The 24,077-nt window shown below is 53.3% G+C and carries 18 protein-coding genes, 4 tRNA genes, 3 rRNA genes and 1 riboswitch; of the genes, 18 read left to right on the forward strand and 7 right to left on the reverse strand.

The window, feature by feature from the left end; genetic code table 11:
- Nucleotides 1–10: 10 nt before the first annotated feature.
- Together K6R05_RS00900 and argH are read left to right on the forward strand one after the other, a co-directional pair.
- Entirely contained in the window at nt 11–1,228 is a 1,218-nt protein-coding gene (locus K6R05_RS00900; RefSeq protein WP_222924844.1) for an argininosuccinate synthase, read from the forward strand.
- A gap of 90 nt (nt 1,229–1,318) precedes the next feature.
- The gene (gene argH, locus K6R05_RS00905; protein ID WP_222924845.1) at nt 1,319–2,692 is read left to right on the forward strand and encodes an argininosuccinate lyase; all 1,374 of its coding nucleotides are present in this window, start codon (nt 1,319–1,321) and stop codon (nt 2,690–2,692) included.
- Between the two features lie 177 nt (nt 2,693–2,869).
- Here the strand turns inward: argH and K6R05_RS00910 are convergent, their stop codons facing one another.
- The 3 genes from K6R05_RS00910 to K6R05_RS00920 form a co-directional block, all read right to left on the reverse strand.
- The gene (locus tag K6R05_RS00910) at nt 2,870–3,175 is read right to left on the reverse strand and encodes a DUF5862 family protein (RefSeq protein ID WP_202604887.1); all 306 of its coding nucleotides are present in this window, start codon (nt 3,173–3,175) and stop codon (nt 2,870–2,872) included.
- A gap of 94 nt (nt 3,176–3,269) precedes the next feature.
- Nucleotides 3,270–3,575 carry a DUF5862 family protein gene (locus K6R05_RS00915; protein WP_161733030.1) on the reverse strand — a complete coding sequence of 102 codons (306 nt, stop codon included), beginning with the start codon at nt 3,573–3,575 and terminating at the stop codon, nt 3,270–3,272.
- 531 nt (nt 3,576–4,106) lie between these two features.
- The gene (locus tag K6R05_RS00920; protein WP_161733032.1) at nt 4,107–4,841 is read right to left on the reverse strand and encodes a glutathione peroxidase; all 735 of its coding nucleotides are present in this window, start codon (nt 4,839–4,841) and stop codon (nt 4,107–4,109) included.
- A 124-nt stretch (nt 4,842–4,965) separates the two neighbouring features.
- On the opposite strand from K6R05_RS00920, the gene oxyR reads away from it, so the two are divergent.
- Nucleotides 4,966–5,883, forward strand: coding sequence for a DNA-binding transcriptional regulator OxyR (gene oxyR, locus K6R05_RS00925; protein WP_033734435.1), 918 nt, complete (start codon nt 4,966–4,968; stop codon nt 5,881–5,883).
- On the opposite strand, the gene sthA is transcribed toward oxyR, so the two are convergent.
- Nucleotides 5,866–7,266, reverse strand: a complete 1,401-nt coding sequence (sthA, locus tag K6R05_RS00930) for a Si-specific NAD(P)(+) transhydrogenase (RefSeq protein ID WP_013359450.1) — start codon at nt 7,264–7,266, stop codon at nt 5,866–5,868. The two genes, oxyR and sthA, sit on opposite strands and share 18 nt — an antisense overlap.
- Nucleotides 7,267–7,458: 192 nt before the next feature.
- Between sthA and fabR the strand changes: the two genes are divergently transcribed.
- Both fabR and K6R05_RS00940 read left to right on the forward strand, forming a co-directional pair.
- Nucleotides 7,459–8,106, forward strand: a complete 648-nt coding sequence (fabR, locus tag K6R05_RS00935) for an HTH-type transcriptional repressor FabR (protein ID WP_013359449.1) — start codon at nt 7,459–7,461, stop codon at nt 8,104–8,106.
- 14 nt (nt 8,107–8,120) lie between these two features.
- Entirely contained in the window at nt 8,121–8,474 is a 354-nt protein-coding gene (locus tag K6R05_RS00940; protein WP_161733034.1) for a YijD family membrane protein, read from the forward strand.
- A 40-nt stretch (nt 8,475–8,514) separates the two neighbouring features.
- On the opposite strand, the gene trmA is transcribed toward K6R05_RS00940, so the two are convergent.
- A complete protein-coding gene (gene trmA, locus K6R05_RS00945) occupies nt 8,515–9,618 on the reverse strand; it encodes a tRNA (uridine(54)-C5)-methyltransferase TrmA (RefSeq protein WP_222924846.1) in 1,104 nt (367 codons plus the stop codon).
- 110 nt (nt 9,619–9,728) lie between these two features.
- A riboswitch (cobalamin riboswitch) is annotated at nt 9,729–9,911 on the forward strand.
- 70 nt (nt 9,912–9,981) lie between these two features.
- On the opposite strand from trmA, the gene btuB reads away from it, so the two are divergent.
- The 9 genes from btuB to K6R05_RS00990 all read left to right on the forward strand — a co-directional run bounded on the left by btuB (nt 9,982) and on the right by K6R05_RS00990 (nt 18,633).
- Nucleotides 9,982–11,859: a TonB-dependent vitamin B12 receptor BtuB gene (gene btuB / locus K6R05_RS00950; RefSeq protein ID WP_222924847.1), complete on the forward strand. Its 1,878-nt coding sequence runs from the start codon at nt 9,982–9,984 to the stop codon at nt 11,857–11,859.
- Nucleotides 11,804–12,655 carry a glutamate racemase gene (gene murI / locus K6R05_RS00955; protein WP_161733040.1) on the forward strand — a complete coding sequence of 284 codons (852 nt, stop codon included), beginning with the start codon at nt 11,804–11,806 and terminating at the stop codon, nt 12,653–12,655. Before btuB ends, murI begins: the two co-directional genes overlap by 56 nt.
- Nucleotides 12,656–13,051: 396 nt before the next feature.
- Nucleotides 13,052–14,591 (forward strand): 16S ribosomal RNA (locus tag K6R05_RS00960).
- A 73-nt stretch (nt 14,592–14,664) separates the two neighbouring features.
- A tRNA-Ile gene (locus tag K6R05_RS00965) sits at nt 14,665–14,741 on the forward strand.
- 142 nt (nt 14,742–14,883) lie between these two features.
- A tRNA-Ala gene (locus K6R05_RS00970) sits at nt 14,884–14,959 on the forward strand.
- A gap of 206 nt (nt 14,960–15,165) precedes the next feature.
- Nucleotides 15,166–18,073, forward strand: a 23S ribosomal RNA gene (locus K6R05_RS00975).
- Between the two features lie 197 nt (nt 18,074–18,270).
- Nucleotides 18,271–18,386 (forward strand): 5S ribosomal RNA (gene rrf, locus K6R05_RS00980).
- The 16S, 23S and 5S rRNA genes sit together here with 4 tRNA genes alongside, the layout of an rRNA operon.
- An 87-nt stretch (nt 18,387–18,473) precedes the next feature.
- Nucleotides 18,474–18,550, forward strand: a tRNA-Asp gene (locus K6R05_RS00985).
- Nucleotides 18,551–18,557: 7 nt separating this feature from the next.
- Nucleotides 18,558–18,633: transfer RNA gene (locus K6R05_RS00990), tRNA-Trp, on the forward strand.
- Between the two features lie 120 nt (nt 18,634–18,753).
- Here K6R05_RS00990 and hdfR read toward each other — a convergent pair.
- Nucleotides 18,754–19,587: an HTH-type transcriptional regulator HdfR gene (gene hdfR / locus K6R05_RS00995; protein WP_161736410.1), complete on the reverse strand. Its 834-nt coding sequence runs from the start codon at nt 19,585–19,587 to the stop codon at nt 18,754–18,756.
- Between the two features lie 120 nt (nt 19,588–19,707).
- Between hdfR and K6R05_RS01000 the strand changes: the two genes are divergently transcribed.
- Nucleotides 19,708–20,046 carry a MaoP family protein gene (locus K6R05_RS01000; protein ID WP_010253568.1) on the forward strand — a complete coding sequence of 113 codons (339 nt, stop codon included), beginning with the start codon at nt 19,708–19,710 and terminating at the stop codon, nt 20,044–20,046.
- Between the two features lie 25 nt (nt 20,047–20,071).
- Here K6R05_RS01000 and K6R05_RS01005 read toward each other — a convergent pair whose 3' ends face one another.
- Entirely contained in the window at nt 20,072–21,595 is a 1,524-nt protein-coding gene (locus K6R05_RS01005; protein WP_222924848.1) for a YifB family Mg chelatase-like AAA ATPase, read from the reverse strand.
- A 330-nt stretch (nt 21,596–21,925) separates the two neighbouring features.
- Between K6R05_RS01005 and ilvL the strand changes: the two genes are divergently transcribed.
- The 3 genes from ilvL to ilvM all read left to right on the forward strand — a co-directional run bounded on the left by ilvL (nt 21,926) and on the right by ilvM (nt 24,075).
- Nucleotides 21,926–22,024 carry an ilv operon leader peptide gene (gene ilvL, locus K6R05_RS01010; RefSeq protein ID WP_072101316.1) on the forward strand — a complete coding sequence of 33 codons (99 nt, stop codon included), beginning with the start codon at nt 21,926–21,928 and terminating at the stop codon, nt 22,022–22,024.
- 150 nt (nt 22,025–22,174) lie between these two features.
- Nucleotides 22,175–23,821 carry an acetolactate synthase 2 catalytic subunit gene (ilvG, locus tag K6R05_RS01015; protein ID WP_222924849.1) on the forward strand — a complete coding sequence of 549 codons (1,647 nt, stop codon included), beginning with the start codon at nt 22,175–22,177 and terminating at the stop codon, nt 23,819–23,821.
- Nucleotides 23,818–24,075 (forward strand): acetolactate synthase 2 small subunit, encoded by a 258-nt coding sequence (ilvM, locus tag K6R05_RS01020; protein WP_008926359.1) that lies wholly within the window; start codon nt 23,818–23,820, stop codon nt 24,073–24,075. Before ilvG ends, ilvM begins: the two co-directional genes overlap by 4 nt.
- Nucleotides 24,076–24,077: the final 2 nt, after the last annotated feature.

The following is a 24,077-nucleotide window of genomic DNA, read 5'->3' on the forward strand; positions in this document are numbered from 1 at the left end:
GGATTACGAAATGCAAACGCAAAACATCAAAAAAATCGTTCTGGCTTACTCCGGTGGTCTTGATACGTCAGCCATTATTCCATGGCTGAAAGAGAACTACGGCGGCTGTGAAGTGGTCGCTTTCGTAGCGGACATCGGTCAGGAGCGCGGCGATCTGGAAGGTGTAGAGAAGAAAGCCCTGCAGTCCGGCGCATCTGAATGCCACGTGGTTGACCTGCGTGAAGAGTTTATCAGCGACTACGTCTATCCGGTGCTGCAGACCGGTGCGCTGTATGAAGGCACCTATCTGCTGGGCACCTCAATGGCGCGTCCTATCATCGCTAAAGCCCAGGTTGAGCTGGCGCTGAAAGTGGGCGCAGATGCGCTGTGTCACGGCGCAACCGGTAAAGGGAATGACCAGGTGCGTTTCGAAACCACCTACACCGCGCTGGCACCGCAGCTCAAAGTGGTGGCACCGTGGCGTGAATGGAACCTGCGTTCACGTGAAGCGCTGCTGGACTACCTGAAAGAGCGCAACATCCCGACCACCGCGTCGCTGGAAAAAATCTACAGCCGTGACGAAAACGCCTGGCACATCTCCACCGAAGGCGGCGTGCTGGAAAGCCCGGCCAGTGCACCGAATAAAGATTGCTGGGTCTGGACTGTCGATCCGCTGGACGCCCCTGACCAGCCTGAAGAAGTGACCGTAACCGTGGAAAAAGGTCGGGTTGTGGCGGTTAACGGCGAAAAACTGAGTCCGTTCCAGTGTCTGGAAAAACTCAACGTGCTGGGCGCAAAGCATGGCGTTGGCCGTATCGATATCGTTGAAAACCGTCTGGTGGGCATTAAATCCCGCGGCTGCTACGAAACCCCGGGCGGCACCATCATGGTGAATGCGCTGCGTGCGGTTGAGCAGCTGGTGCTGGATCGCGATAGCTTCAAATGGCGTGAGCAGCTGGGTCACGAGATGTCTTACGTGGTTTATGACGGCCGCTGGTTCGCACCGCTGCGTAAGTCAATTCAGGCTGCTGCTGAATCGCTGGCGGAAGACGTTAACGGTGAAGTGGTGCTGCAGCTTTATAAAGGCCAGGCGACAGCCACCCAGAAGCGTTCCGCGAACAGCCTCTACTCAGAAGAGTTCGCCACCTTTGGTGAAGATGAGGTCTACGATCACCGTCATGCGGGCGGCTTTATCCGTCTGTTCTCGCTCTCTTCGCGTATCCGCGCCCTGAACGAGCAGAAGAAGTAATTTTCAGGCGGGGTGCGCCTCGCCTCACAGTTTTCATTCAGGGGCGGCATTTATGCCGCCTCTTGTTTAACGATTCAGAGGAGTTTTCACATGGCACTTTGGGGTGGACGGTTTACTCAGGCAGCGGATCAGCGTTTTAAACAGTTCAATGACTCGCTGCGCTTCGATTACCGCCTGGCTGAGCAGGACATCATTGGCTCTGTTGCCTGGTCCAAAGCGCTGGTGACGGTCAATGTTCTGACTCAGGATGAGCAGCAGCAGCTGGAAGCAGCGCTGAATGCGTTACTGGATGACGTGCGTGAGAATCCTGAACAGATCCTGCAGAGCGACGCCGAAGATATCCACAGCTGGGTTGAAGGCAAGCTGATCGACAAAGTCGGTGCGCTGGGTAAAAAGCTGCATACCGGCCGTAGCCGTAACGATCAGGTCGCGACCGATCTGAAACTGTGGTGCAAGGTGCAGATTGAGGCGCTGCTGGGAGCCACGCGTGATCTTCAGCAGGCACTGGTGGTCACCGCGGAAGTGAATCAGGATGCGGTGATGCCTGGCTACACCCACCTGCAGCGTGCGCAGCCGGTGACATTTGCGCACTGGTGTCTGGCCTACGTTGAAATGCTGGCGCGTGACGAGAGCCGTCTGCAGGATACCCTGAAGCGGCTTGATGTCAGCCCGCTGGGCTGTGGCGCTCTGGCTGGTACCGCTTACGAGATCGATCGTCAGCAACTGGCTGGCTGGCTGGGCTTTGCTTCTGCAACGCGCAATAGTCTGGATACGGTATCAGATCGCGATCACGTGCTGGAGCTGCTGTCTGATGCGGCCATTGGCATGGTGCATCTGTCGCGTTTTGCTGAAGATATGATCTTCTTCAATACCGGCGAAGCGGGCTTTATTGAGCTGTCAGATAAAGTCACTTCTGGCTCATCGCTGATGCCGCAGAAGAAAAACCCGGATGCGCTGGAGCTGATTCGCGGCAAGTGTGGTCGGGTGCAGGGCGCACTGACCGGCATGATGATGACGCTGAAAGGTTTGCCACTTGCCTACAACAAAGATATGCAGGAAGACAAAGAGGGGCTGTTTGACGCGCTCGACACCTGGCTCGACTGTCTGCATATGTCCGTACTGGTGCTGGATGGCCTGCAGGTTAAGCGTCCGCGCTGCCAGGAAGCGGCGGAACAGGGTTACGCAAACTCCACCGAACTGGCTGACTATCTGGTCGCTAAAGGTGTGCCATTCCGTGAAGCACACCATATCGTCGGGGAAGTGGTGGTTGCTGCCATCGGGCAGGGCGTGGCGCTGGAAGCGTTGTCGCTGGCGCAGTTGCAGCAGTTCAGCTCGGTGATTGGCGAGGATGTTTATCCGATTCTGGCGCTACAATCCTGTCTGGATAAGCGTAATGCGCAGGGCGGTGTCTCGCCACAGCAGGTTGCGCGTGCCATCGGTGATGCTAAGCAGCGTCTGGCGTGATTGAGAAGCGGGCAGAGTTAATGCTTTGCCCGTTATTATAATGTCAGGTAAAGGGCATTACCTTTGCGAAATTATTAACCACTGGGTGTGCTGATTATTCGATCGTACTAAAACTTTGGGCGAAAACCAACATCAGTTGCTATTACCGGTAGTCTTTAGTTTGTTTTTTTGAAAAAATTAAGCAGTGCCGAATTTTTCCCGATAATCATTTAGTAACAGCCCTGTCGCCTCGTAACCTATCGTAATGCTGGATACCATGCCCAATATGCCGCCCATTATTGCGGGGACAATAAGACCGACTAGTTGAGATATAGCGCCAAATATAATGCCGCCTGCGCCTCCCCATTTTCCACCAATCGCCATGCCAGTAGATGCGCCATCTAAGGTATTACTCAGCACCTGATCCATATAAGCCCAGGTTTCAGTAGTAATTACCGCCGCACCACTGACATATTGAAATTCATTAATCGATAACATTCTCATGCGAGATTCCATTTTTATTCTGCAGAAGAAAAAAGGGCGCAGTGATAAGTTTCTCAGACACTGTATCGCCCCCTGGAGTCACTAGTCGCGAGGATTAACCGATCGTGCCGCCATGATCAACGTTACCTGGACCGAAAGCGGTACGATAATCTGCAATCAGGCTTTGCACTGAAGCGGTATCGGTGGCAGCGCCGACAACTAAGCCTGCGACACCACCCATGATAGTTGGAATAATCAGGCCAACAAGCTGGGCTATGGCGCCGAAACCGAAGCCACCTGCTCCCCCCCATTTACCCCCAATCGCCATACCTGTTGCTGCACCATCTACCATGCCGATGAGTGCACCTTGCAGGTCAGCACCACTCACTGCATTTGTTTCTTCATAAGATAAAGTACGCATAATTATATCCATCAAAAAGTTGTTTCTAAATAGACCAGGATTTTCGTCTGAACATATAAAGGTATTCGACGAAGTCAAAAATAACCGAGTGATGGGAGATGGTATATAGCATAATTTCCATTTTACGCACTGGTATTATTTTATTTTTGTTATGCGGATTTCAGTATGAATAATTTCAAATTATATCCACTGTGCGTATTTTTACATGGGTTGCAGTATGGTAATTTTAACGAATTAACGTTGTTTATCTTATTTCGTGGGTGAGGTTTTTTCTGAAGAGAATTTCCCAGAGAGTTGAGTATGTGTAAGTTGCGGGTTCTTACCTATTATCTGGCATTATTATAGGTCCTCCAGTTAATCTGACTATTTTCCGTGTAATAATTGCGAGATCTGAAAAAGTGGTTGTCAGCTGCTTAGCAGGTAAAAAAAGCGGGCACATTAAATGCCCGCCAACCTCTAGCTTCAGAATTACTACTTTTTTATAGGCACATCATCAAAGCGCCCGCTCTCCCGGCCGACGCTCAGATTCTCTTACGCTGACAGCAAATATTGTTGCAGATCCTCACTGCCGCCAATGTGACGACCGCCCATGAAGATCTGCGGCACCGTCGCCCGGCCTGATACGGCACGCAAACTTACGGTTGTCGCATCCTGCCCCAGCACAATTTCTTCGTACTGAATACCGTGATCCATCAGCATCTGTTTTGCCTGAGTGCAGAAGGTGCAGCCAGGTTTAGTGAATATGGAGACCGACTCCTGGGCTTTACACTCCGGCGCCAGATAGCGCAGCATGGTGTCAGCATCGGAGACCTCAAACGGGTCACCAGGTTTGTTCGGCTCAACGAACATTTTCTCGACCATGCCGTTACGCACCAGCATCGAGTAACGCCATGAACGCGGGCCAAAACCGAGATCGGCTTTCTCAACCAGCATCTCCATGCCACGCGTGAACTCGCCGTTGCCATCGGGAATAAAAGTAATGTTGTCTGCGCGCTGTTCGGCTTTCCAGGCGTTCATCACAAAGGTGTCATTCACTGAAACGCACAGAATGCTGTCCACCCCATGTTGGGCAAACAGACCCGCTAATTCGTTGTAACGCGGCAGATGGCTGGAGGAGCAGGTGGGTGTAAAGGCTCCCGGCAGTGAAAAAACGATCACCGTTTTGTCTTTAAACAGCGCTTCTGTGGTGACATCAACCCAGCGATCGCCCTGACGTGTGTGAAAAGTGACTGACGGAATAGCGTTACCTTCCTGACTTGCAAACATTTTTTGCTCCTGACCTGCCGCGTTCCATTTGATGCGCGCATTATTCCCAACCACCCTTGATAGGGCCAATCGTTCATTGCTATTCTATCTATCGCCACGGGCTATCGTGGTTTGGAGGGTAATAATGAATATTCGTGATCTTGAATATCTGGTTTCGCTTGCTGAACACCGTCATTTCCGCCGTGCCGCGGATGCGTGTCATGTCAGTCAGCCAACATTAAGCGGGCAGATCCGTAAGCTGGAAGATGAGCTGGGTGTGATGCTGCTGGAGCGCACCAGCCGCAAAGTGCTGTTCACACAGGCAGGTCTGCTGCTGGTGGATCAGGCGCGAACGGTACTGCGTGAAGTGAAAGTGCTGAAAGAGATGGCCAGTCAGCAAGGGGAAGCGATGTCAGGTCCGCTGCATATCGGCCTTATTCCGACCACCGCGCCCTATTTATTGCCACAGATTATCCCTACGCTGCACCAGACATTCCCGAAACTGGAGATGTACCTGCACGAAGCGCAGACGCAACAGTTGTTGTCTCAGCTCGACAGCGGCAAGCTGGACTGCGCGATTATCGCGCTGGTCAAAGAGAGTCAGGCTTTTATCGAAGTGCCGTTATTTGATGAGCCGATGAAGCTGGCAGTCTATGCCGATCATCCGTGGTGCGACCGCGATCGCGTACCGATGTCTGATCTGGCTGGCGAGAAGTTGCTGATGCTGGAAGACGGGCACTGTCTGCGTGACCAGGCGATGGGTTTCTGCTTTGAGGCGGGTGCGGATGAAGATACCCACTTCCGCGCAACCAGTCTTGAGACGCTGCGCAATATGGTGGCGGCTGGCAGCGGGATTACGCTGTTACCGGCGCTTGCCGTCCCGCCGGAACGCGTCCGCGATGGCGTCTGCTATCTTCCCTGCTACAAACCGGTGCCACAGCGTACAATTGCGCTGGTCTATCGCCCGGGGTCACCTCTGCGCAGCCGTTATGAACAGCTGGCAGAGGCGATTAAAACCCACATGGCGCACTATTTCGACGCTGCCTTAAAACAGGCGGTTTAAGCCGTTTAACGCGGCAACGCGATAGGCTTCAGCCATGGTCGGATAATTAAAGGTGGTATTCACGAAGTACTCAATCGTGTTACCACCATTTTTTTGCTCCATGATCGCCTGACCGATGTGAATAATCTCGGCGGCACGCTCACCAAAACAGTGGATCCCCAGAATCTCTTTCGTTTCGCGATGGAACAGAATTTTCAGGCTGCCAACGTTCATGCCGACGATCTGCGCCCGCGCCAGATGTTTGAACTGCGCGCGGCCCACTTCGTAAGGCACCTTCATGGCCGTCAGCTGCTGCTCGGTTTTACCTACAGAGCTGATTTCCGGAATGGTGTAGATGCCGGTCGGGATATCTTCAATCAGGTGCGCTGACGCTTCTCCTTTGATAATCGCCTGCGCGGCAATACGGCCCTGATCGTAGGCAGCAGAGGCCAGGCTGGGATAGCCAATCACGTCACCCACGGCATAGATGTGTGGCTGAGCGGTCTGATACATGCTGTTCACTTTCAGCAGGCCACGACCATCCGCTTCCAGACCGACATTTTCCAGCGACAGCGAATCAGTGTTACCGGTACGGCCATTGGCGTAAAGCAGACAGTCTGCTTTCACTTTCTTGCCGGACTTCAGATGCATGATCACGCCATCTTCCACGCCTTCGATCTTCTCAAACTCTTCGTTGTGACGAATGACTACGCCGCTGTTCCAGAAGTGGTAAGAGAGGGAGTCAGACATCTCCTGATCAAGGAATGCCAGCAGGCGATCGCGGGTGTTAATCAGATCAACTTTGACGTTCAGGCCACGGAAAATGGACGCATATTCACAGCCAATTACACCCGCGCCATAAATAATGACGTGACCTGGTTCGTGGTGCAGGTTGAGGATAGAGTCAGAGTCATAAACGCGGGGGTGGGTAAAGTCGACATCGTCAGGATGGTAAGGTCGTGAACCGCAGGCGATAACAAACTTCTCTGCCGTCAGCGTCTCACGCGTGCCATCAGGTTGCTCAATCTCAATGGTATTAGCATCAACAAAATGCGCATCACCCTGATAAAGTTCACAGCGGTTACGCTCGTAGAAGCCCTGACGCATGGCTGTCTGCTGGCTGATAACATTTTCTGTGTGATTGAGAATGTCGGCAAAAGAGGAGCGAAGCAGTCGGGTATGATCGCTGTAGAGTGGGTTCTGGTTAAATTCAATAATGCGACTGACGGCGTGGCGAAGGGCTTTAGAAGGGATGGTGCCCCAGTGCGTACAACCGCCGCCGATGTTGTGGTAGCGTTCGATCACGGCGATGCGCGCTCCCTGTTTTACCAGCCCCATCGCCGCCCCTTCACCGCCGGGCCCTGAGCCAATCACAATGGCATCGTAATCGTAAGACTTTTGCATACCGATACGTCCTATTATTTATACATTTTTACAACGAGATTCTAACATCTCGTCGCGCACTTCTGAATTCTATCAGCGATTTTCATCACATTTTGACAAAGAGTGAGGTTCACAGGCGGTGACAAAGATTGCCAATCTGTACGCTGAAAATTTTGTTATAGTGCCCACTCATTACCGCTAAAGGCAGAGAGCATGGGCGTCAGAGCGCAACAAAAAGAACGTACACGGCGTACACTGATTGAAGCAGCTTTCAGTCAGCTCAGCGCCGAACGCAGTTTTACCAGTCTGAGTTTGCGGGAAGTTGCCCGTGAAGCGGGGATAGCACCCACCTCTTTTTATCGTCATTTTAAGGATGTTGATGAGCTTGGTCTGACGATGGTGGATGAAAGCGGGCTGATGCTGCGACAGCTGATGCGTCAGGCGCGCCAGCGTATCGCCAAAGGCGGCAGCATCATTAAAACGTCGGTGGCGACCTTTATGGAGTTCATCGGCAACAATCCCAACGCTTTCCGCCTGTTACTGCGTGAACGTTCCGGTACCTCCGCCGCTTTTCGTGCCGCCGTGGCGCGTGAAATTCAGCACTTTATCGCTGAACTGGCCGATTATCTTGAGGTCGAAAATCGCATGCCGCGTAGTTTTACCGAAGCGCAGGCGGAAGCGATGGTGACCATTGTTTTCAGCGCCGGTGCAGAAGCACTGGATGTTGATGCTGAGCAGCGACGGAAGCTTGAGGATCGGCTGGTACTGCAGCTGCGTATGATCGCCAAAGGCGCTTATTACTGGTATCGCCGTGAGCAGGAACGACTGGCAGTTACCCTGGAAAAACCCGAAGAGCAATGAGTAAGGATCCGTCCATGACCCAACCAGGTATTCGCGATAAAAGCACTCTGGCACTGGCTTTTATTACCGGCTTAGCGATTAACGGCTCGTTTTCTGTGCTGTTCAGCGCTTTTGTTCCCTTTTCGATTTTTCCGCTGATTGCGCTGGGTCTGGCGGCCTGGTGTCTGCATCAGCGTTACCTCAACACCAACATGCCGGACGGCATGCCAGGTCTGGCGGCGGCGTTTTTCCTGCTGGGGATTCTGGTGTATAGCGCGCTGGTGCGGGCGGAATACCCGGACATTGGATCTAACTTTGTTCCCACCGTTCTGATGGTGGCGCTGGTGTTCTGGATTGCGACGCGATTTAAGCGCAAGCGCAATCAGTAGTTATGAATGAAAACGGGAACCTCAGGGTTCCCGTTTTTGTTTACGCTTTACGCGTCAGCAAAACGCCGCATTCCATATGGTGGGTATAGGGGAACTGATCAAACAGCGCCAGCCGCGTTACCTCATGCGTTTCTGACAGCGTCTGCAGATTGTCGCTCAGAGTTTGCGGGTTACAGGAGATGTAAAGGATGCGCGGGTACGCCTGCACCATTTTCACCGTCTCTTCATCCAGTCCGCTGCGCGGCGGATCGACAAAAATTGTCTCGCATTCGTAGCTGGTCAGGTCAATCCCTTCCAGACGATTAAAGCTGCGTACGCCATTCATCGCCTGCGTAAACTCTTCCGCTGCCATGCGAATAATCTGCACGTTATCAATCTGGTTCACTGCAATGTTGTATTGCGCCGAGGCAACAGAGGGTTTGGCGATTTCAGTCGCCAGCACGCGGCGGAAATTGCGCGCCAGTGCCAGTGAGAAGTTACCATTGCCGCAATAAAGCTCCAGCAGATCACCCTGTGAATCCTGCGTCACATCCAGCGCCCACTCCAGCATCTGAATATTCATCGCCGCATTGGGCTGGGTAAAACTGTTCTCGACCTGACGATAGATAATCTCACGACCCGCCACCGGCAGACGCTCGTCTACATAGTCGCGATCCAGACAGATTTTGGTTTTGGTCGCACGGCCAATCAGCTGCACATCCAGCCCTTCAGCGCGCAGCTGGTCACGCAGCGCCGCCGCTGCCTGCTGCCACTCATCATCCAGCTTGCGGTGATAGAGCAGTGAAATCACAATCTGATTGCTCAGGGTCGACAGATAGTCGATCTGAAACAGTTTATGGCGCAGGGTGCGGTTATCACGGATCGCGGCGATCATCTTTGGCATCAGCTGGTTGATCAGCTGGCTGGCCGCCGGGAACTGATCAACACGGATCCGCTCGCGTGTCTGCTGATCAAAGATGATGTGATAGATATCATCGCCGTCGTGCCACAGGCGAAATTCGGCGCGCATCCGATAGTGGCTGACCGGCGAACGGAACACCTCCACGTCGGGCGCAGCAAACGGCGTCATCATCGTCTCTAAACGACTGACTTTTTCCGCCAGCTGTGCGTCATACTCTTCAATGGGGAGATGTTCGGGTGTCATGAGCAATCCTGATTAATAGCTTACCAGCGGGCGATTGTAGGCATTCACTTGCTGATGTCCAGTCCTGCAGCGAGAAGATATTTAGCAGTCTGGACTTCCGTATCTCCACTCCGTAGACTGCAGACGCCGGCCTCAAGCCCGAGTTAATAGGGAATCCAGTGTGAATCTGGAGCTGACGCGCAGCGGTAAGGAATGTCGTGATGAGTGCAATTGCAGACACTGTCCTCTGGGATGGGAAGTCATCATCACTTATGGTTCCCAGCCCGAAGACCTGCCGGTGTAACGTCGCTACTCGTTCAATCATCGCGTTCTATTGATTGTCGGCCCGCGGCATCCTGCTTCGTCTTATGGATGCGATTAAAAATGACTAAAAAAACCGCATCGCTGTTCGCGCTGAGCGCAACGGCGATTTCCCTCTGGGCGCAAAACAGTTTTGCGGAGGGAAATGATGATACGCAAATCGTTACCGCCAACCGTTTTGCAGAACCCGTTTCAGGTGTGCTGGCACCGACCACCGTCGTCACGCGTGATGAGATTGATCGCTGGCAGGCCAAAAGCCTGACGGATGTGATGCGGCGTCTGCCAGGTGTCGATGTCGCGCAGAATGGTGGATTGGGGCAGCAAAGTTCACTGTTTATCCGGGGAACCGAGTCCCGACATGTGCTGATCCTGATTGATGGTATCCGGCTTAATCAGGCGGGCATCAGCGGTTCGTCTGATCTCAGCCAGATCCCTCTGTCGCTGGTGCAGCGCATCGAATATGTTCGCGGCTCGCGGTCTGCGGTTTACGGTTCTGATGCGATTGGCGGCGTGGTGAATATCATTACGGGTCGATCGCAACCCGGCACCACGCTGACGGCGGGCGTCGGGTCCAGCGGCTATCAATCGTATGACGGGTCAACCCAGCAGATGCTGGGCGACGCAACAAAGCTTACCCTGGCTGGCAACTACACCTATACCAAAGGGTATGATGTGGTGGCGGGCTACCCCAATGACTATGGTCCGGCACAGCACGATCGCGACGGCTTCATGAGTAAAACTCTGTATGGCAACCTTGAGCATCAGTTCAGCGATGAGCTCAGTGGTTTTGTGCGCGGCTACGGGTTTGATAACCGCACCGCCTACGACGGTTCATATACCTACGATAATAATTCCAATATTATCGGGCTGGCGGATACCCGTCAGCTCTACAGCCAGACCTGGGACACCGGGTTACGCTTCAACCGTGACATTTACTCTACTCAGCTCATCGCCAGTTACGGTCATACCAAAGACATTAACTACGATCCGCGCAATGGTCGCTATGGCGCTGCATCCACCTTTGATGATGTCACCCAGTACAATCTGCAGTGGGGCAACACCGTGCAGGTGGGGCAGGGGGCGATCAGCGCCGGTGTCGACTGGCAGAAAGAGACGACCGAGCCTGGCACGAACTATTTATCAGAGGGCTATGAGCAGCGAAATACCGGTCTCTACCTGACTGGCCAGCAGCAGTTTGGCAGCGTTACCCTTGAAGGTGCGGTACGCAGTGATGACAACAATCAGTTCGGCTGGCATAACACCTGGCAGACGGCAGTGTCATGGGAGTTTATCTCCGGCTATCGCGCGTTCGCCTCTTATGGCACTGCTTTTAAAGCACCGAATCTGTCGCAGGTTTACAGTCCGTTTTATGGTAATCGTGACCTCGATCCGGAAAAAAGTAAGCAGTGGGAAGGCGGCTTTGAAGGGCTGAGCGGACCGGTGAACTGGCGTGTGTCGGGCTATCGCAACGACATCGATAATCTGATTGATAGTGATCCGGCGACTTTCCGTTACTACAACATTAAGCAGGCCCGCATTAAAGGCGTTGAAGCCACCGCCGGATTTAATACCGGGCCGCTGGCGCATCTGCTCTCCTATGATTATGTTGATGCGCGGGATGGCAGCACCGATCAGCCGCTTGTTCGCCGGGCTAAGCAGCAGGTGAAGTATCAGCTCGACTGGACGCTGTATGAGTTTGACTGGTCAATCACCTACCATTATCTGGGGGACCGTTATGATACCGACTTTAACAGTTCGCCCAGCCGACGCGTGAAGCTAGGGGGAGTGAGCCTGTGGGATCTCGCTGTCTCATATCCGGTCACTTCACAACTCACGGTTCGTGGTAGAATTGCCAACCTGTTCGATAAAGATTACGAGACAGTGTATGGCTATCAGACTCCAGGACGAGAGTATTACCTCAGCGGCAGCTACAACTTCTGATTTGCGCCCTACCGTGCTGGTGTTTGATTCCGGCGTCGGTGGGCTTTCTGTCTATGATGAGGTCCGTCAGCTGTTGCCGGACCTGCATTATCTCTATGCCTTCGATAACGCAGGCTTCCCTTACGGTGAGAAAAGCGAAACCTTCATCGTGGAGCGGGTGGTCGCTATCGTTGAGGCTATTACGCAGCGCTATCCTCTCTCATTGGTCATCATCGCCTGTAATACGGCCAGCACGGTTTCATTACCCGCTTTACGTGAACGCTTTGCATTTCCTGTCGTAGGAGTGGTGCCGGCAATTAAACCGGCCGCGCGCCTGACGCGTAATGGCGTTGTGGGATTACTGGCTACGCGGGCTACGGTGCGCCGTCCTTATACGCATGAGCTGGTGGCGCAGTTTGCGGGTTCCTGCAATATCGAGATGCTGGGATCGGCCGAGCTGGTAGAGCTGGCAGAAGCGAAGCTCCACGGTGAGGAAGTGTCACTGGATGAGGTACGCCGGATTGTTCAGCCGTGGCTGAGGATGGCTGAGCCACCGGATACGGTCGTTTTAGGCTGTACACACTTTCCTTTACTGCGCGAAGAGCTGCAGCAGGTGTTGCCTGAAGGGACGCGTCTGATTGATTCCGGTGCGGCAATTGCCCGACGTACCGTCTGGCTGCTTGAGCATGAAGCGCCTGAGGTGCACTCCTCGCAGCAGAATGTTGCATTCTGTACGGCGCTGGATGGCGAAGCAGTACAATTATCACCCGTTTTGCAGCGTTATGGCTTCCCGTTGCTCGAAAAACTGGCGCTTTAGCGGCTTTTAGCTGAAAAAATCAGCACTCGGAATTTTATTTGAAATTAGCACTTGTCAGCCTCCGAGAACTCCCTATAATGCGCCTCCACTGACACGGCACAACGGCTTACGAAGCGCCGGGTTGAGTAGGTTCGAAATCATACGAACCAGTGAGTTAAGCGAAAATAAATGCTTGACTGACAATGCGGAAAGCGTAATATACGCAGCCCGCGCCGCAGTAAATCGCGGCATGCTCTTTAACAATTTATCAGACAATCTGTGTGGGCACTCGCAGGATTGATATCAGCGTCTTTGGACGCACAAAAATATCAAAGCCTCACGAGTGAACACATAATGAAATTCATTATGACGTTTTACAGATGAGCACCGCTTAACTTGTTTAAGCAAATCAAACTTAAATTGAAGAGTTTGATCATGGCTCAGATTGAACGCTGGCGGCAGGCCTAACACATGCAAGTCGGACGGTAGCACAGAGAGCTTGCTCTCGGGTGACGAGTGGCGGACGGGTGAGTAATGTCTGGGGATCTGCCCGATAGAGGGGGATAACCACTGGAAACGGTGGCTAATACCGCATAACGTCGCAAGACCAAAGAGGGGGACCTTCGGGCCTCTCACTATCGGATGAACCCAGATGGGATTAGCTAGTAGGCGGGGTAATGGCCCACCTAGGCGACGATCCCTAGCTGGTCTGAGAGGATGACCAGCCACACTGGAACTGAGACACGGTCCAGACTCCTACGGGAGGCAGCAGTGGGGAATATTGCACAATGGGCGCAAGCCTGATGCAGCCATGCCGCGTGTATGAAGAAGGCCTTCGGGTTGTAAAGTACTTTCAGCGGGGAGGAAGGCGGTGCGGTTAATAACCGCGCCGATTGACGTTACCCGCAGAAGAAGCACCGGCTAACTCCGTGCCAGCAGCCGCGGTAATACGGAGGGTGCAAGCGTTAATCGGAATTACTGGGCGTAAAGCGCACGCAGGCGGTCTGTTAAGTCAGATGTGAAATCCCCGGGCTTAACCTGGGAACTGCATTTGAAACTGGCAGGCTTGAGTCTTGTAGAGGGGGGTAGAATTCCAGGTGTAGCGGTGAAATGCGTAGAGATCTGGAGGAATACCGGTGGCGAAGGCGGCCCCCTGGACAAAGACTGACGCTCAGGTGCGAAAGCGTGGGGAGCAAACAGGATTAGATACCCTGGTAGTCCACGCCGTAAACGATGTCGACTTGGAGGTTGTTCCCTTGAGGAGTGGCTTCCGGAGCTAACGCGTTAAGTCGACCGCCTGGGGAGTACGGCCGCAAGGTTAAAACTCAAATGAATTGACGGGGGCCCGCACAAGCGGTGGAGCATGTGGTTTAATTCGATGCAACGCGAAGAACCTTACCTACTCTTGACATCCACGGAATCTGGCAGAGATGCCTCAGTGCCTTCGGGAACCGTGAGACAGGTGCTGCATGGCTGTCGTCAGCTCGTGTTGTGAAATGTTGGGTTAAGTCCCGCAACGAGCGCAACCCTTATCCTTTGTTGCCAGCGATTCGGTCGGGAACTCAAAGGAGACTGCCGGTGATAAACCGGAGGAAGGTGGGGATGACGTCAAGTCATCATGGCCCTTACGAGTAGGGCTACACACGTGCTACAATGGCGCATACAAAGAGAAGCGACCTCGCGAGAGCAAGCGGACCTCACAAAGTGCGTCGTAGTCCGGATCGGAGTCTGCAACTCGACTCCGTGAAGTCGGAATCGCTAGTAATCGTGGATCAGAATGCCACGGTGAATACGTTCCCGGGCCTTGTACACACCGCCCGTCACACCATGGGAGTGGGTTGCAAAAGAAGTAGGTAGCTTAACCTTCGGGAGGGCGCTTACCACTTTGTGATTCATGACTGGGGTGAAGTCGTAACAAGGTAACCGTAGGGGAACCTGCGGTTGGATCACCTCCTTACCTGAAGATACCTTCCCGCGCAGTGCTCACACAGATTGTCTGATAAAAAGTAACGAGCAGAAAAAACCTCTACAGGCTTGTAGCTCAGGTGGTTAGAGCGCACCCCTGATAAGGGTGAGGTCGGTGGTTCAAGTCCACTCAGGCCTACCAGATTTGTCCTCATGCTGCGTTGTGTCGACGGCTCGCATAGTTCACTATGCTGCGCGGAAACATGCCCTGCCTGAGCACGAATTGCATTTCTTACGAAGTGTACTCGGTTGAGTGGTAGTAGTGGTCTCTGCAGTAACTGTATGGGGCTATAGCTCAGCTGGGAGAGCGCCTGCCTTGCACGCAGGAGGTCAGCGGTTCGATCCCGCTTAGCTCCACCATACCGTTTATCTGTTTTTTCTGAATACTTCAGAGCGTACCGGCAACGGTGTGCTGCGAAGTATTATGCTCTTTAACAATCCGGAACAAGCTGAAAATTGAAACGACGTGTCGCTTTCATTTCCGTAATAAGAATGAAAAACGCGGCACGTTCGAGTCTCTCAAATGCTTGCAGTCTGCAGCGTTGCAAAACGCCTGTGGGTTGTGAGGTTAAGCGACTAAGCGTACACGGTGGATGCCCAGGCAGTCAGAGGCGATGAAGGACGTGCTAATCTGCGTAAAGCGACGGTAAGGTGATATGAACCGCTACAGCCGTCGATGTCCGAATGGGGAAACCCGGTGCACTCTGTGCATCATTGCAGCATGAATACATAGTGCTGCAAGGCGAACCGGGGGAACTGAAACATCTAAGTACCCCGAGGAAAAGAAATCAACCGAGATTCCCCCAGTAGCGGCGAGCGAACGGGGAGCAGCCCAGAGCCTGAATCAGCATGTGTGTTAGTGGAAGCGTCTGGAAAGTCGCAGGGTACAGGGTGATACTCCCGTACACAAAAGCACACGCGCTGTGAGCTCGATGAGTAAGGCGGGACACGTGGTATCCTGTCTGAATATGGGGGGACCATCCTCCAAGGCTAAATACTCCTGACTGACCGATAGTGAACCAGTACCGTGAGGGAAAGGCGAAAAGAACCCCGGCGAGGGGAGTGAAACAGAACCTGAAACCGTGTACGTACAAGCAGTGGGAGCCCTCTTTACGGGGGTGACTGCGTACCTTTTGTATAATGGGTCAGCGACTTATATTCTGTAGCAAGGTTAACCGTATAGGGGAGCCGCAGGGAAACCGAGTCTTAACTGGGCGTTAAGTTGCAGGGTATAGACCCGAAACCCGGTGATCTAGCCATGGGCAGGTTGAAGGTTGGGTAACACTAACTGGAGGACCGAACCGACTAATGTTGAAAAATTAGCGGATGACCTGTGGCTGGGGGTGAAAGGCCAATCAAACCGGGAGATAGCTGGTTCTCCCCGAAAGCTATTTAGGTAGCGCCTCGTGAACTCATCTCCGGGGGTAGAGCACTGTTTCGGCTAGGGGGCCATCCCGGCTTACCAACCCGATGCAAACTGCGAATACCGGAGAATGTTATCACGGGAGACACACGGCGGGTGCTAACGTCCGTCGTGAAGAGGGAAACAACCCAGACCGCCAGCTAAGGTCCCAAAGTCATGGTTAAGTGGGAAACGATGTGGGAAGGCACAGACAGCCAGGATGTTGGCTTAGAAGCAGCCATCATTTAAAGAAAGCGTAATAGCTCACTGGTCGAGTCGGCCTGCGCGGAAGATGTAACGGGGCTAAACCATGCACCGAAGCTGCGGCAGCGACACTATGTGTTGTTGGGTAGGGGAGCGTTCTGTAAGCCGTCGAAGGTGTGCTGTGAGGCATGCTGGAGGTATCAGAAGTGCGAATGCTGACATAAGTAACGATAAAGCGGGTGAAAAGCCCGCTCGCCGGAAGACCAAGGGTTCCTGTTCAACGTTAATCGGAGCAGGGTGAGTCGACCCCTAAGGCGAGGCCGAAAGGCGTAGTCGATGGGAAACAGGTTAATATTCCTGTACTCGGTGTTACTGCGAAGGGGGGACGGAGAAGGCTATATCAGCCGGGCGACGGTTGTCCCGGTTTAAGCGTGTAGGCGGAGGGTCCAGGTAAATCCGGTCCCTTATTAACGCTGAGGCGTGACGACGAGGCACTACGGTGCTGAAGTGATAAATGCCCAGCTTCCAGGAAAAGCCTCTAAGCATCAGGTAACACAGAATCGTACCCCAAACCGACACAGGTGGTCAGGTAGAGAATACCAAGGCGCTTGAGAGAACTCGGGTGAAGGAACTAGGCAAAATGGTGCCGTAACTTCGGGAGAAGGCACGCTGGCGCGTAGGTGGAGGGATTTACTCCCCGAGCCGAAGCCAGTCGAAGATACCAGCTGGCTGCAACTGTTTATTAAAAACACAGCACTGTGCAAACACGAAAGTGGACGTATACGGTGTGACGCCTGCCCGGTGCCGGAAGGTTAATTGATGGGGTTATCCGCAAGGAGAAGCTCTTGATCGAAGCCCCGGTAAACGGCGGCCGTAACTATAACGGTCCTAAGGTAGCGAAATTCCTTGTCGGGTAAGTTCCGACCTGCACGAATGGCGTAATGATGGCCAGGCTGTCTCCACCCGAGACTCAGTGAAATTGAACTCGCTGTGAAGATGCAGTGTACCCGCGGCAAGACGGAAAGACCCCGTGAACCTTTACTACAGCTTGACACTGAACATTGAGCCTTGATGTGTAGGATAGGTGGGAGGCTTTGAAGCGCGGACGCCAGTCTGCGTGGAGCCAACCTTGAAATACCACCCTTTAATGTTTGATGTTCTAACGTAGGCCCGTTATCCGGGCTGCGGACAGTGTCTGGTGGGTAGTTTGACTGGGGCGGTCTCCTCCTAAAGAGTAACGGAGGAGCACGAAGGTCAGCTAATCACGGTCGGACATCGTGAGGTTAGTGCAATGGCATAAGCTGGCTTGACTGCGAGAGTGACGGCTCGAGCAGGTGCGAAAGCAGGTCATAGTGATCCGGTGGTTCTGAATGGAAGGGCCATCGCTCAACGGATAAAAGGTACTCCGGGGATAACAGGCTGATACCGCCCAAGAGTTCATATCGACGGCGGTGTTTGGCACCTCGATGTCGGCTCATCACATCCTGGGGCTGAAGTAGGTCCCAAGGGTACGGCTGTTCGCCGTTTAAAGTGGTACGCGAGCTGGGTTTAGAACGTCGTGAGACAGTTCGGTCCCTATCTGCCGTGGGCGCTGGAGAATTGAGGGGGGTTGCTCCTAGTACGAGAGGACCGGAGTGAACGCACCACTGGTGTTCGGGTTGTCATGCCAATGGCACTGCCCGGTAGCTAAGTGCGGAAAAGATAAGTGCTGAAAGCATCTAAGCACGAAACTTGCCCCGAGATGAGTTCTCCCTGACCCCTTGAGGGTCCTGAAGGGACGTTGAAGACTACGACGTTGATAGGCCGGGTGTGTAAGCGCAGCGATGCGTTGAGCTAACCGGTACTAATGACCCGTGAGGCTTAACCTTACAACGCCAGAGGCGTTTTTGAGAGACACGATTTTCAGCTTATTCCGGATAAAATTAGCGGAAACGAAAGATTTTGCGGCGTGACAAGGCGCAGAGCGAAGACATCAGCGGGAGCATACTGAGGTATGTGACCGGTGTGGCTGAGCGATGGCAACGCGGTCATGGCGTAAAAGATTCGTTTCGTGCACCAAGATTTGCCTGGCGGCTGTAGCGCGGTGGTCCCACCTGACCCCATGCCGAACTCAGAAGTGAAACGCCGTAGCGCCGATGGTAGTGTGGGGTCTCCCCATGCGAGAGTAGGGAACTGCCAGGCATCAAATTTGTTCCTTTTCCTCTGACAGGGAAAATAACGGGAACAGGCGCTTATCAGCCGGTTGCTGATAAGCGTGAAAGAATCGGTGGAGCGGTAGTTCAGTTGGTTAGAATACCTGCCTGTCACGCAGGGGGTCGCGGGTTCGAGCCCCGTCCGTTCCGCCACCCTATTAGGGGCGTAGTTCAATTGGTAGAGCACCGGTCTCCAAAACCGGGTGTTGGGGGTTCGAGTCCCTCCGCCCCTGCCAGAAAACGATCCTTTGCTTCGGCAAAGGATTTTTTTTTGCCTTCATAAAGGCAAAAAAGAAGAACCAGTTAAATCTAACTGGTCTCATCTCTTCCCTGCTTGCTTCTCTACCTGCCAATCTTTAGCTGTTTTGCCTGACCAGAATCGGGAATTTAAGCAGCTGCCGGATATGCGCCTGCTGATCGCTGTTCTGCAACCAGACAGCATAGAGCGGACGAACGGCGACGGGCGTATCCGGGATCACCATCAACTCATTGTAAACACTTTGCCAGAAGTCAGGCAGGAACGCGCACGCTCCGGTGGTATGCAGCAGTTCACGGGTAACATGCGCCGACGTTGTGGTCAGTACTGGCACATCATCAGCGCCGGAAAGATAACTCTGATGCTGATGAAAATCTGCTCCCCATTCCAGTTTAATGTAATCATATTTTTCGCGTTTCTCGCTCTGCCGGGCGCAGAACAGCGCCAGTGAGATATGACCAATCTGCTGACTGGTTAACTCATCCATCTTAGGCGCTTCAGTGGTGATCAACAGATCCAGCTGGCGTTCATGGAGCTGCTTAACCAGCAGGTGTCGTTGTGCCACGCGCGCTTCTAAATGCAGGCTTTCACGATTCTCGTAAAGCGTCTGTAGCCACGGCGTCAGATAAGCCTCCCATAGCGATGCACTGGCACCGATCGAAAGCTCATGGTGCTGTTGAGTGTGGGAAACCTCCTTCTTTGCCATCATCCATGTGCTCATCAGGCTTTCAGCATAGGGAAGCAGGCGTTCTCCAGCCGCCGTCAGACGTATGTTATTGCGATGCCGTGTAAAAAGGTTAACGCCAAGCTGATTCTCTAACTGGCGGATGCGAAAACTGACAGCAGATTGCGTAAGGTAAAGTGCTTCTGCAGCACGCCCGAAATGGCGTGTTCTGCTCACTTCCAGGAAAGTTTTCAGTAATTCCGTATCCACAGCGTTCTCCCAAAAAATGTTTGTCGTATAGATTTAAATGTTTTGTTTTACACTCTGTCAAGCCTATCTAATACTCCGCGCCATTAACAGCACGGCATTAGAAAATCAGGAGCGTGTAACATGGCGGAAAGCTTCTCAACAGAGAATCGTTTCTTTGATAACAAACATTACCCGCGTGGTTTCTCACGCCACGGTGACTTTACTATTAAAGAAGCTCAGCTTCTTGAACGCCACGGTTTCGCCTTTAATGAGCTGGATTTATCAAAGCGTGAGCCTGCAACAGAAGAAGAACGTCTGTTTATTGAAGTGTGTCGTGGCGTGCGTGAGCCGCAAACGGAAGCTGAACGTGTATGGTCTAAATATATGACCCGCATTAAGCGTCCTAAGCGTTTTCATACGCTGTCCGGCGGTAAACCGCAGATGGACACCGTCGAAGACTTTACCGACAGCGACGATTAACAGAGAAGGGGCGAAAGCCCCTTTTTTATTGCAGGCTGTTATGCAGATGAATCATTAAACGATCAATCGTGCGATAACTGACAGCCTCCTGCAGATGATGCCGACTGACGTCTGCTTCTCCCGCCAGATCGGCCACGGTACGCGCCACCTTCAAAATCCGCTGCCATGCCCGTACAGATAAACCCAGTTTCTCCAGTACTGACTCCAGCCACTCCGCATCCTCTTTAGCTGGCTGACACCAGCGCATAATCTCCGCATTGTTTAAATGCGCATTAATTTTGCCTGCACGGGTCAGCTGAATCTCCCGCGCTGCGACCACCCGATGACGAACCCGTTCAGACGTTTCTGCTACAGGGCGTTGACCGCTAAGCATTCCACCCGGAAGTAGGGGCACCTCCAGTGAAAGATCAAAACGATCGAGAAAAGGGCCGGACAGCTTGCTGAGATAACGCAGCACCTGCTGAGGTGAGGTACGGTTATGCTGTCCCTGATAATGTCCGGTTGGACTTGGATTCATTGCAGCAATCAGCTGAAATCGTGCCGGATAGGTGACTTTTGCGCGCGCACGTGAAATAGCGATGACCCCCGACTCTAATGGCTCGCGCAGAGAGTCCAGCACCTTACGATCAAATTCCGGCAACTCATCCAGAAACAGCACGCCGTTATGCGCCAGTGAGATCTCGCCCGGCCGTGGTAGTGATCCGCCACCAATCAAAGCATAGAGAGATGCACTGTGATGAGGTGACCTGAAAGGCCGACTGCGCCATTGTCGGTGCAGAGTACTGCTAGTGTTCACGAGACTGGCGATTGCTGCGCATTCCAGTGCTTCCTGATCGGTTAAAGAAGGCATGATGCCGGGCAGCCGGGTGGCAAGCATTGTTTTACCGGTGCCAGGCGGGCCAATCAGCAACAGGTTATGCCCGCCAGCCGCCGTGATCTCCAGTGCTCTGCGTCCCTGTTCCTGACCAATGATATCTGCGAGATCGTCAGCAGGCGGCTCGCCCTGATGATCAGGGGACTGAGCTGTCGGTAATGTGAGTTCATTACGCAGAAAGGCACACACGTTGCTGAGATGAGATGCAACCAGTGAAGACCCCTGACGGATAAGTCCGGCATCCGCCTGATTCTCAGCAGAGAGAACCATCTGCCGTCCAGCCTGAATTGCCACCATGGCCGCCGGAATCGCGCCCTGTACACCGCACAGCGCGCCGTCGAGTGCCAGTTCACCCAGAAACTCGTAGTGCGTCAGCTTGTCGGCAGGAAGCTGCTCAGAGGCGACCAGAATGGCGATCGCCATAGGTAAGTCATACCGTCCGCCCTCTTTAGGAAGATCCGCGGGTGCCAGATTAATGGTGACCCGCTTTGCCGGAAAAGTGAAACCGCTGTTGATAATAGCGCTGCGTACCCGCTCACGCGCTTCTTTGACCGTCGTTTCCGGCAGACCTACCAGGGTTAAGGCAGGCAGGCCATTACTGATATGTGCCTCAATGGTCACCAGCGGGGCGTCCACCCCCAGTGCTGCCCGGGTCAGAACTTTTGACAATGACATACTCGCTCCTTGTTACCGTCAGTCTGGTGACTGCATCAAAGAAAAGCCATGACATCATCAGTATGGTTCGGACCATCGCACACCCCATCGAAAGTTGTTTCATGGCGTTTTAAAATGCTGTGCGACAGTACGCAAATCCATCAAAATATTATTACGTCACTAAAGTGATGAATAATTATCATCATGTAATTATTTCTTGTATTACAGATCGATAGGTTACGATTCCGCGTCACGCACGAAAATAAATCTGTAAAAAAAGTTGTGCGATGACCCCTGACTATGATAACTCTGTAGGCATTACTTCGAACACGAAAAAGAATTGAACAACACATGAAAGCCCTTCTACAAGTGATTAGCCTGGTCGTGATTAGCGTGGTGGTGGTTATTAACCTACCGTGCGGGGCAACGCTTGGAGAAAGAAAGGCTTAAAAATCAAGCCTCGAATCCGAAAAAACCCCCGCACCGAAAGGTCCGGGGGTTTTTTTTCGACCCGAGGAAATATCAGTAAATCCACAAGGAACAAACAATGAACAGTAGCATAAAATTCTGTTGTTCCGGTCAGGACACAGGAGAATAGCGATGACAGGTGCACAGTGGGTAGTTCAGGCTTTACGCGCGCAGGGTGTTGATACCGTATTTGGTTACCCTGGCGGCGCCATCATGCCGGTATACGACGCGCTCTATGACGGCGGCGTGGAACACCTGTTGTGTCGTCACGAGCAGGGCGCTGTAATGGCGGCAATCGGATATGCCCGTTCAACCGGCAAAACCGGCGTCTGTATCGCCACTTCCGGCCCCGGCGCAACTAACCTGATCACCGGTCTGGCGGATGCGATGATGGATTCGGTACCGGTCGTGGCGGTAACGGGTCAGGTCACCTCGGCCTTCATCGGCACCGATGCTTTCCAGGAGATCGACGTACTGGGACTCTCACTAGCCTGCACCAAGCACAGCTTCCTGGTTGAATCGCTGGATGAATTACCCGCTATCATGGCGGAAGCTTTTGCGCTGGCGCAGTCGGGCCGTCCGGGTCCGGTACTGGTTGATATCCCGAAAGATATTCAGATTGCACAGGGTGAACCCGCACCGCATCTGGTTCCGGTTGAAGAAGGAAATGCGCTGCCACATCAGGCGATTGACCACGCACGTGCACTGATGGCGCAGGCCAGAAAGCCAATGCTCTACGTTGGCGGCGGTGTCGGTCTGGCTCAGGCGGTTCCGGCACTGCGCAAGCTGGCAGACGAGACCGGCATTCCGGCGGTTGCTACTCTGAAAGGACTGGGCAGCGTGGACCCGCAAAGTGACGTCTATCTCGGTATGCTGGGGATGCACGGTACCAAAGCCGCTAACCTGGCCGTACAGGCGTGTGACCTGCTGATCGCGATCGGTGCCCGTTTCGATGATCGCGTGACCGGCAAGCTGGATACCTTTGCACCGCACGCCAGCGTGATTCATCTCGATATCGATCCCGCTGAGTTAAACAAATTACGCCGCGCTCATGTCTCCCTGCAGGGCGATCTCAACGAACTGCTGTCCGCACTGAGTCAGCCTTTGTCTATCAACGCCTGGCGCGATGAGGTGCAGGTACTGAAAGCCAGCCACGCATGGCGCTACGATCATCCGGGCGAAGCGATCTATGCGCCGCTGCTGCTGAAGCAACTTTCCGATCGCAAACCGGCGAATACCGTGGTCACCACCGACGTCGGTCAGCATCAGATGTGGACGGCGCAGCACATGGCATTTAACGCACCGGAGAATTTCATCACCTCCAGCGGCTTAGGCACCATGGGCTTTGGTTTGCCTGCTGCCATTGGTGCGCAGGTTGCACGCCCGGACGATACGGTTATCTGTGTCTCCGGTGATGGCTCCATCATGATGAACATTCAGGAGCTGGGCACCATCAAGCGCGGCAGGCTGCCGGTCAAAATCGTACTGATGGATAACCAGCGTCTGGGTATGGTACGCCAGTGGCAACAGCTCTTTTTTGACGGTCGCTACAGCGAAACCAACCTGTCCGATAATCCCGATTTCCTCACGCTGGCCAGCGCGTTCAACATCCCCGGCCAGCGCATTACCCGTAAAGATCAGGTCGACGCCGCCCTTGATGCTCTGCTGAACAGCGAAGGTCCTTACTTCCTGCATGTTGCAATTGATGAGCATGAAAACGTCTGGCCACTGGTACCGCCGGGTGCCAGCAATGCAAACATGATGGAGAAAACCGTATGAACCAGCATCAATTGTCTATCGAAGCCCGTTTCCGCCCTGAAATATTAGAGCGCATTTTACGCGTCGTGCGTCACCGCGGTTTTCAGGTCTGTTCTATGAACATGGCCTCAGTCGCCAACGCAGAAAACATTAATATTGAAATGACCGTTGCCAGCCAGCGCTCCGTCGATTTACTGTCTTCGCAGTTAAGTAAATTGATCGACGTTGCATGCGTTCAGATTCAACAACAGACAACACAACAAATCCGCGCGTAGCC

The sequence above is a fragment of the Pantoea alfalfae genome (genome assembly GCF_019880205.1).
Taxonomy (GTDB): domain Bacteria; phylum Pseudomonadota; class Gammaproteobacteria; order Enterobacterales; family Enterobacteriaceae; genus Pantoea; species Pantoea alfalfae.

Coding starts and splice junctions, on each gene's coding strand:
- K6R05_RS00940 (WP_161733034.1), top strand. CDS start 8,121: ATGACCCAACCAGGTATTCGCGATAAAAGCACTCTGGCACTGGCTTTT.
- trmA (WP_222924846.1), bottom strand. CDS start 9,618: ATGACACCCGAACATCTCCCCATTGAAGAGTATGACGCACAGCTGGCG.
- K6R05_RS00920 (WP_161733032.1), bottom strand. CDS start 4,841: ATGTTTGCAAGTCAGGAAGGTAACGCTATTCCGTCAGTCACTTTTCAC.
- ilvL (WP_072101316.1), top strand. CDS start 21,926: ATGAAAGCCCTTCTACAAGTGATTAGCCTGGTCGTGATTAGCGTGGTG.
- argH (WP_222924845.1), top strand. CDS start 1,319: ATGGCACTTTGGGGTGGACGGTTTACTCAGGCAGCGGATCAGCGTTTT.
- K6R05_RS00900 (WP_222924844.1), top strand. CDS start 11: ATGCAAACGCAAAACATCAAAAAAATCGTTCTGGCTTACTCCGGTGGT.
- sthA (WP_013359450.1), bottom strand. CDS start 7,266: ATGCAAAAGTCTTACGATTACGATGCCATTGTGATTGGCTCAGGGCCC.
- K6R05_RS00915 (WP_161733030.1), bottom strand. CDS start 3,575: ATGCGTACTTTATCTTATGAAGAAACAAATGCAGTGAGTGGTGCTGAC.
- K6R05_RS01000 (WP_010253568.1), top strand. CDS start 19,708: ATGGCGGAAAGCTTCTCAACAGAGAATCGTTTCTTTGATAACAAACAT.
- K6R05_RS00910 (WP_202604887.1), bottom strand. CDS start 3,175: ATGAGAATGTTATCGATTAATGAATTTCAATATGTCAGTGGTGCGGCG.
- K6R05_RS01005 (WP_222924848.1), bottom strand. CDS start 21,595: ATGTCATTGTCAAAAGTTCTGACCCGGGCAGCACTGGGGGTGGACGCC.
- ilvM (WP_008926359.1), top strand. CDS start 23,818: ATGAACCAGCATCAATTGTCTATCGAAGCCCGTTTCCGCCCTGAAATA.
- ilvG (WP_222924849.1), top strand. CDS start 22,175: ATGACAGGTGCACAGTGGGTAGTTCAGGCTTTACGCGCGCAGGGTGTT.
- fabR (WP_013359449.1), top strand. CDS start 7,459: ATGGGCGTCAGAGCGCAACAAAAAGAACGTACACGGCGTACACTGATT.
- oxyR (WP_033734435.1), top strand. CDS start 4,966: ATGAATATTCGTGATCTTGAATATCTGGTTTCGCTTGCTGAACACCGT.
- murI (WP_161733040.1), top strand. CDS start 11,804: ATGGCTATCAGACTCCAGGACGAGAGTATTACCTCAGCGGCAGCTACA.
- btuB (WP_222924847.1), top strand. CDS start 9,982: ATGACTAAAAAAACCGCATCGCTGTTCGCGCTGAGCGCAACGGCGATT.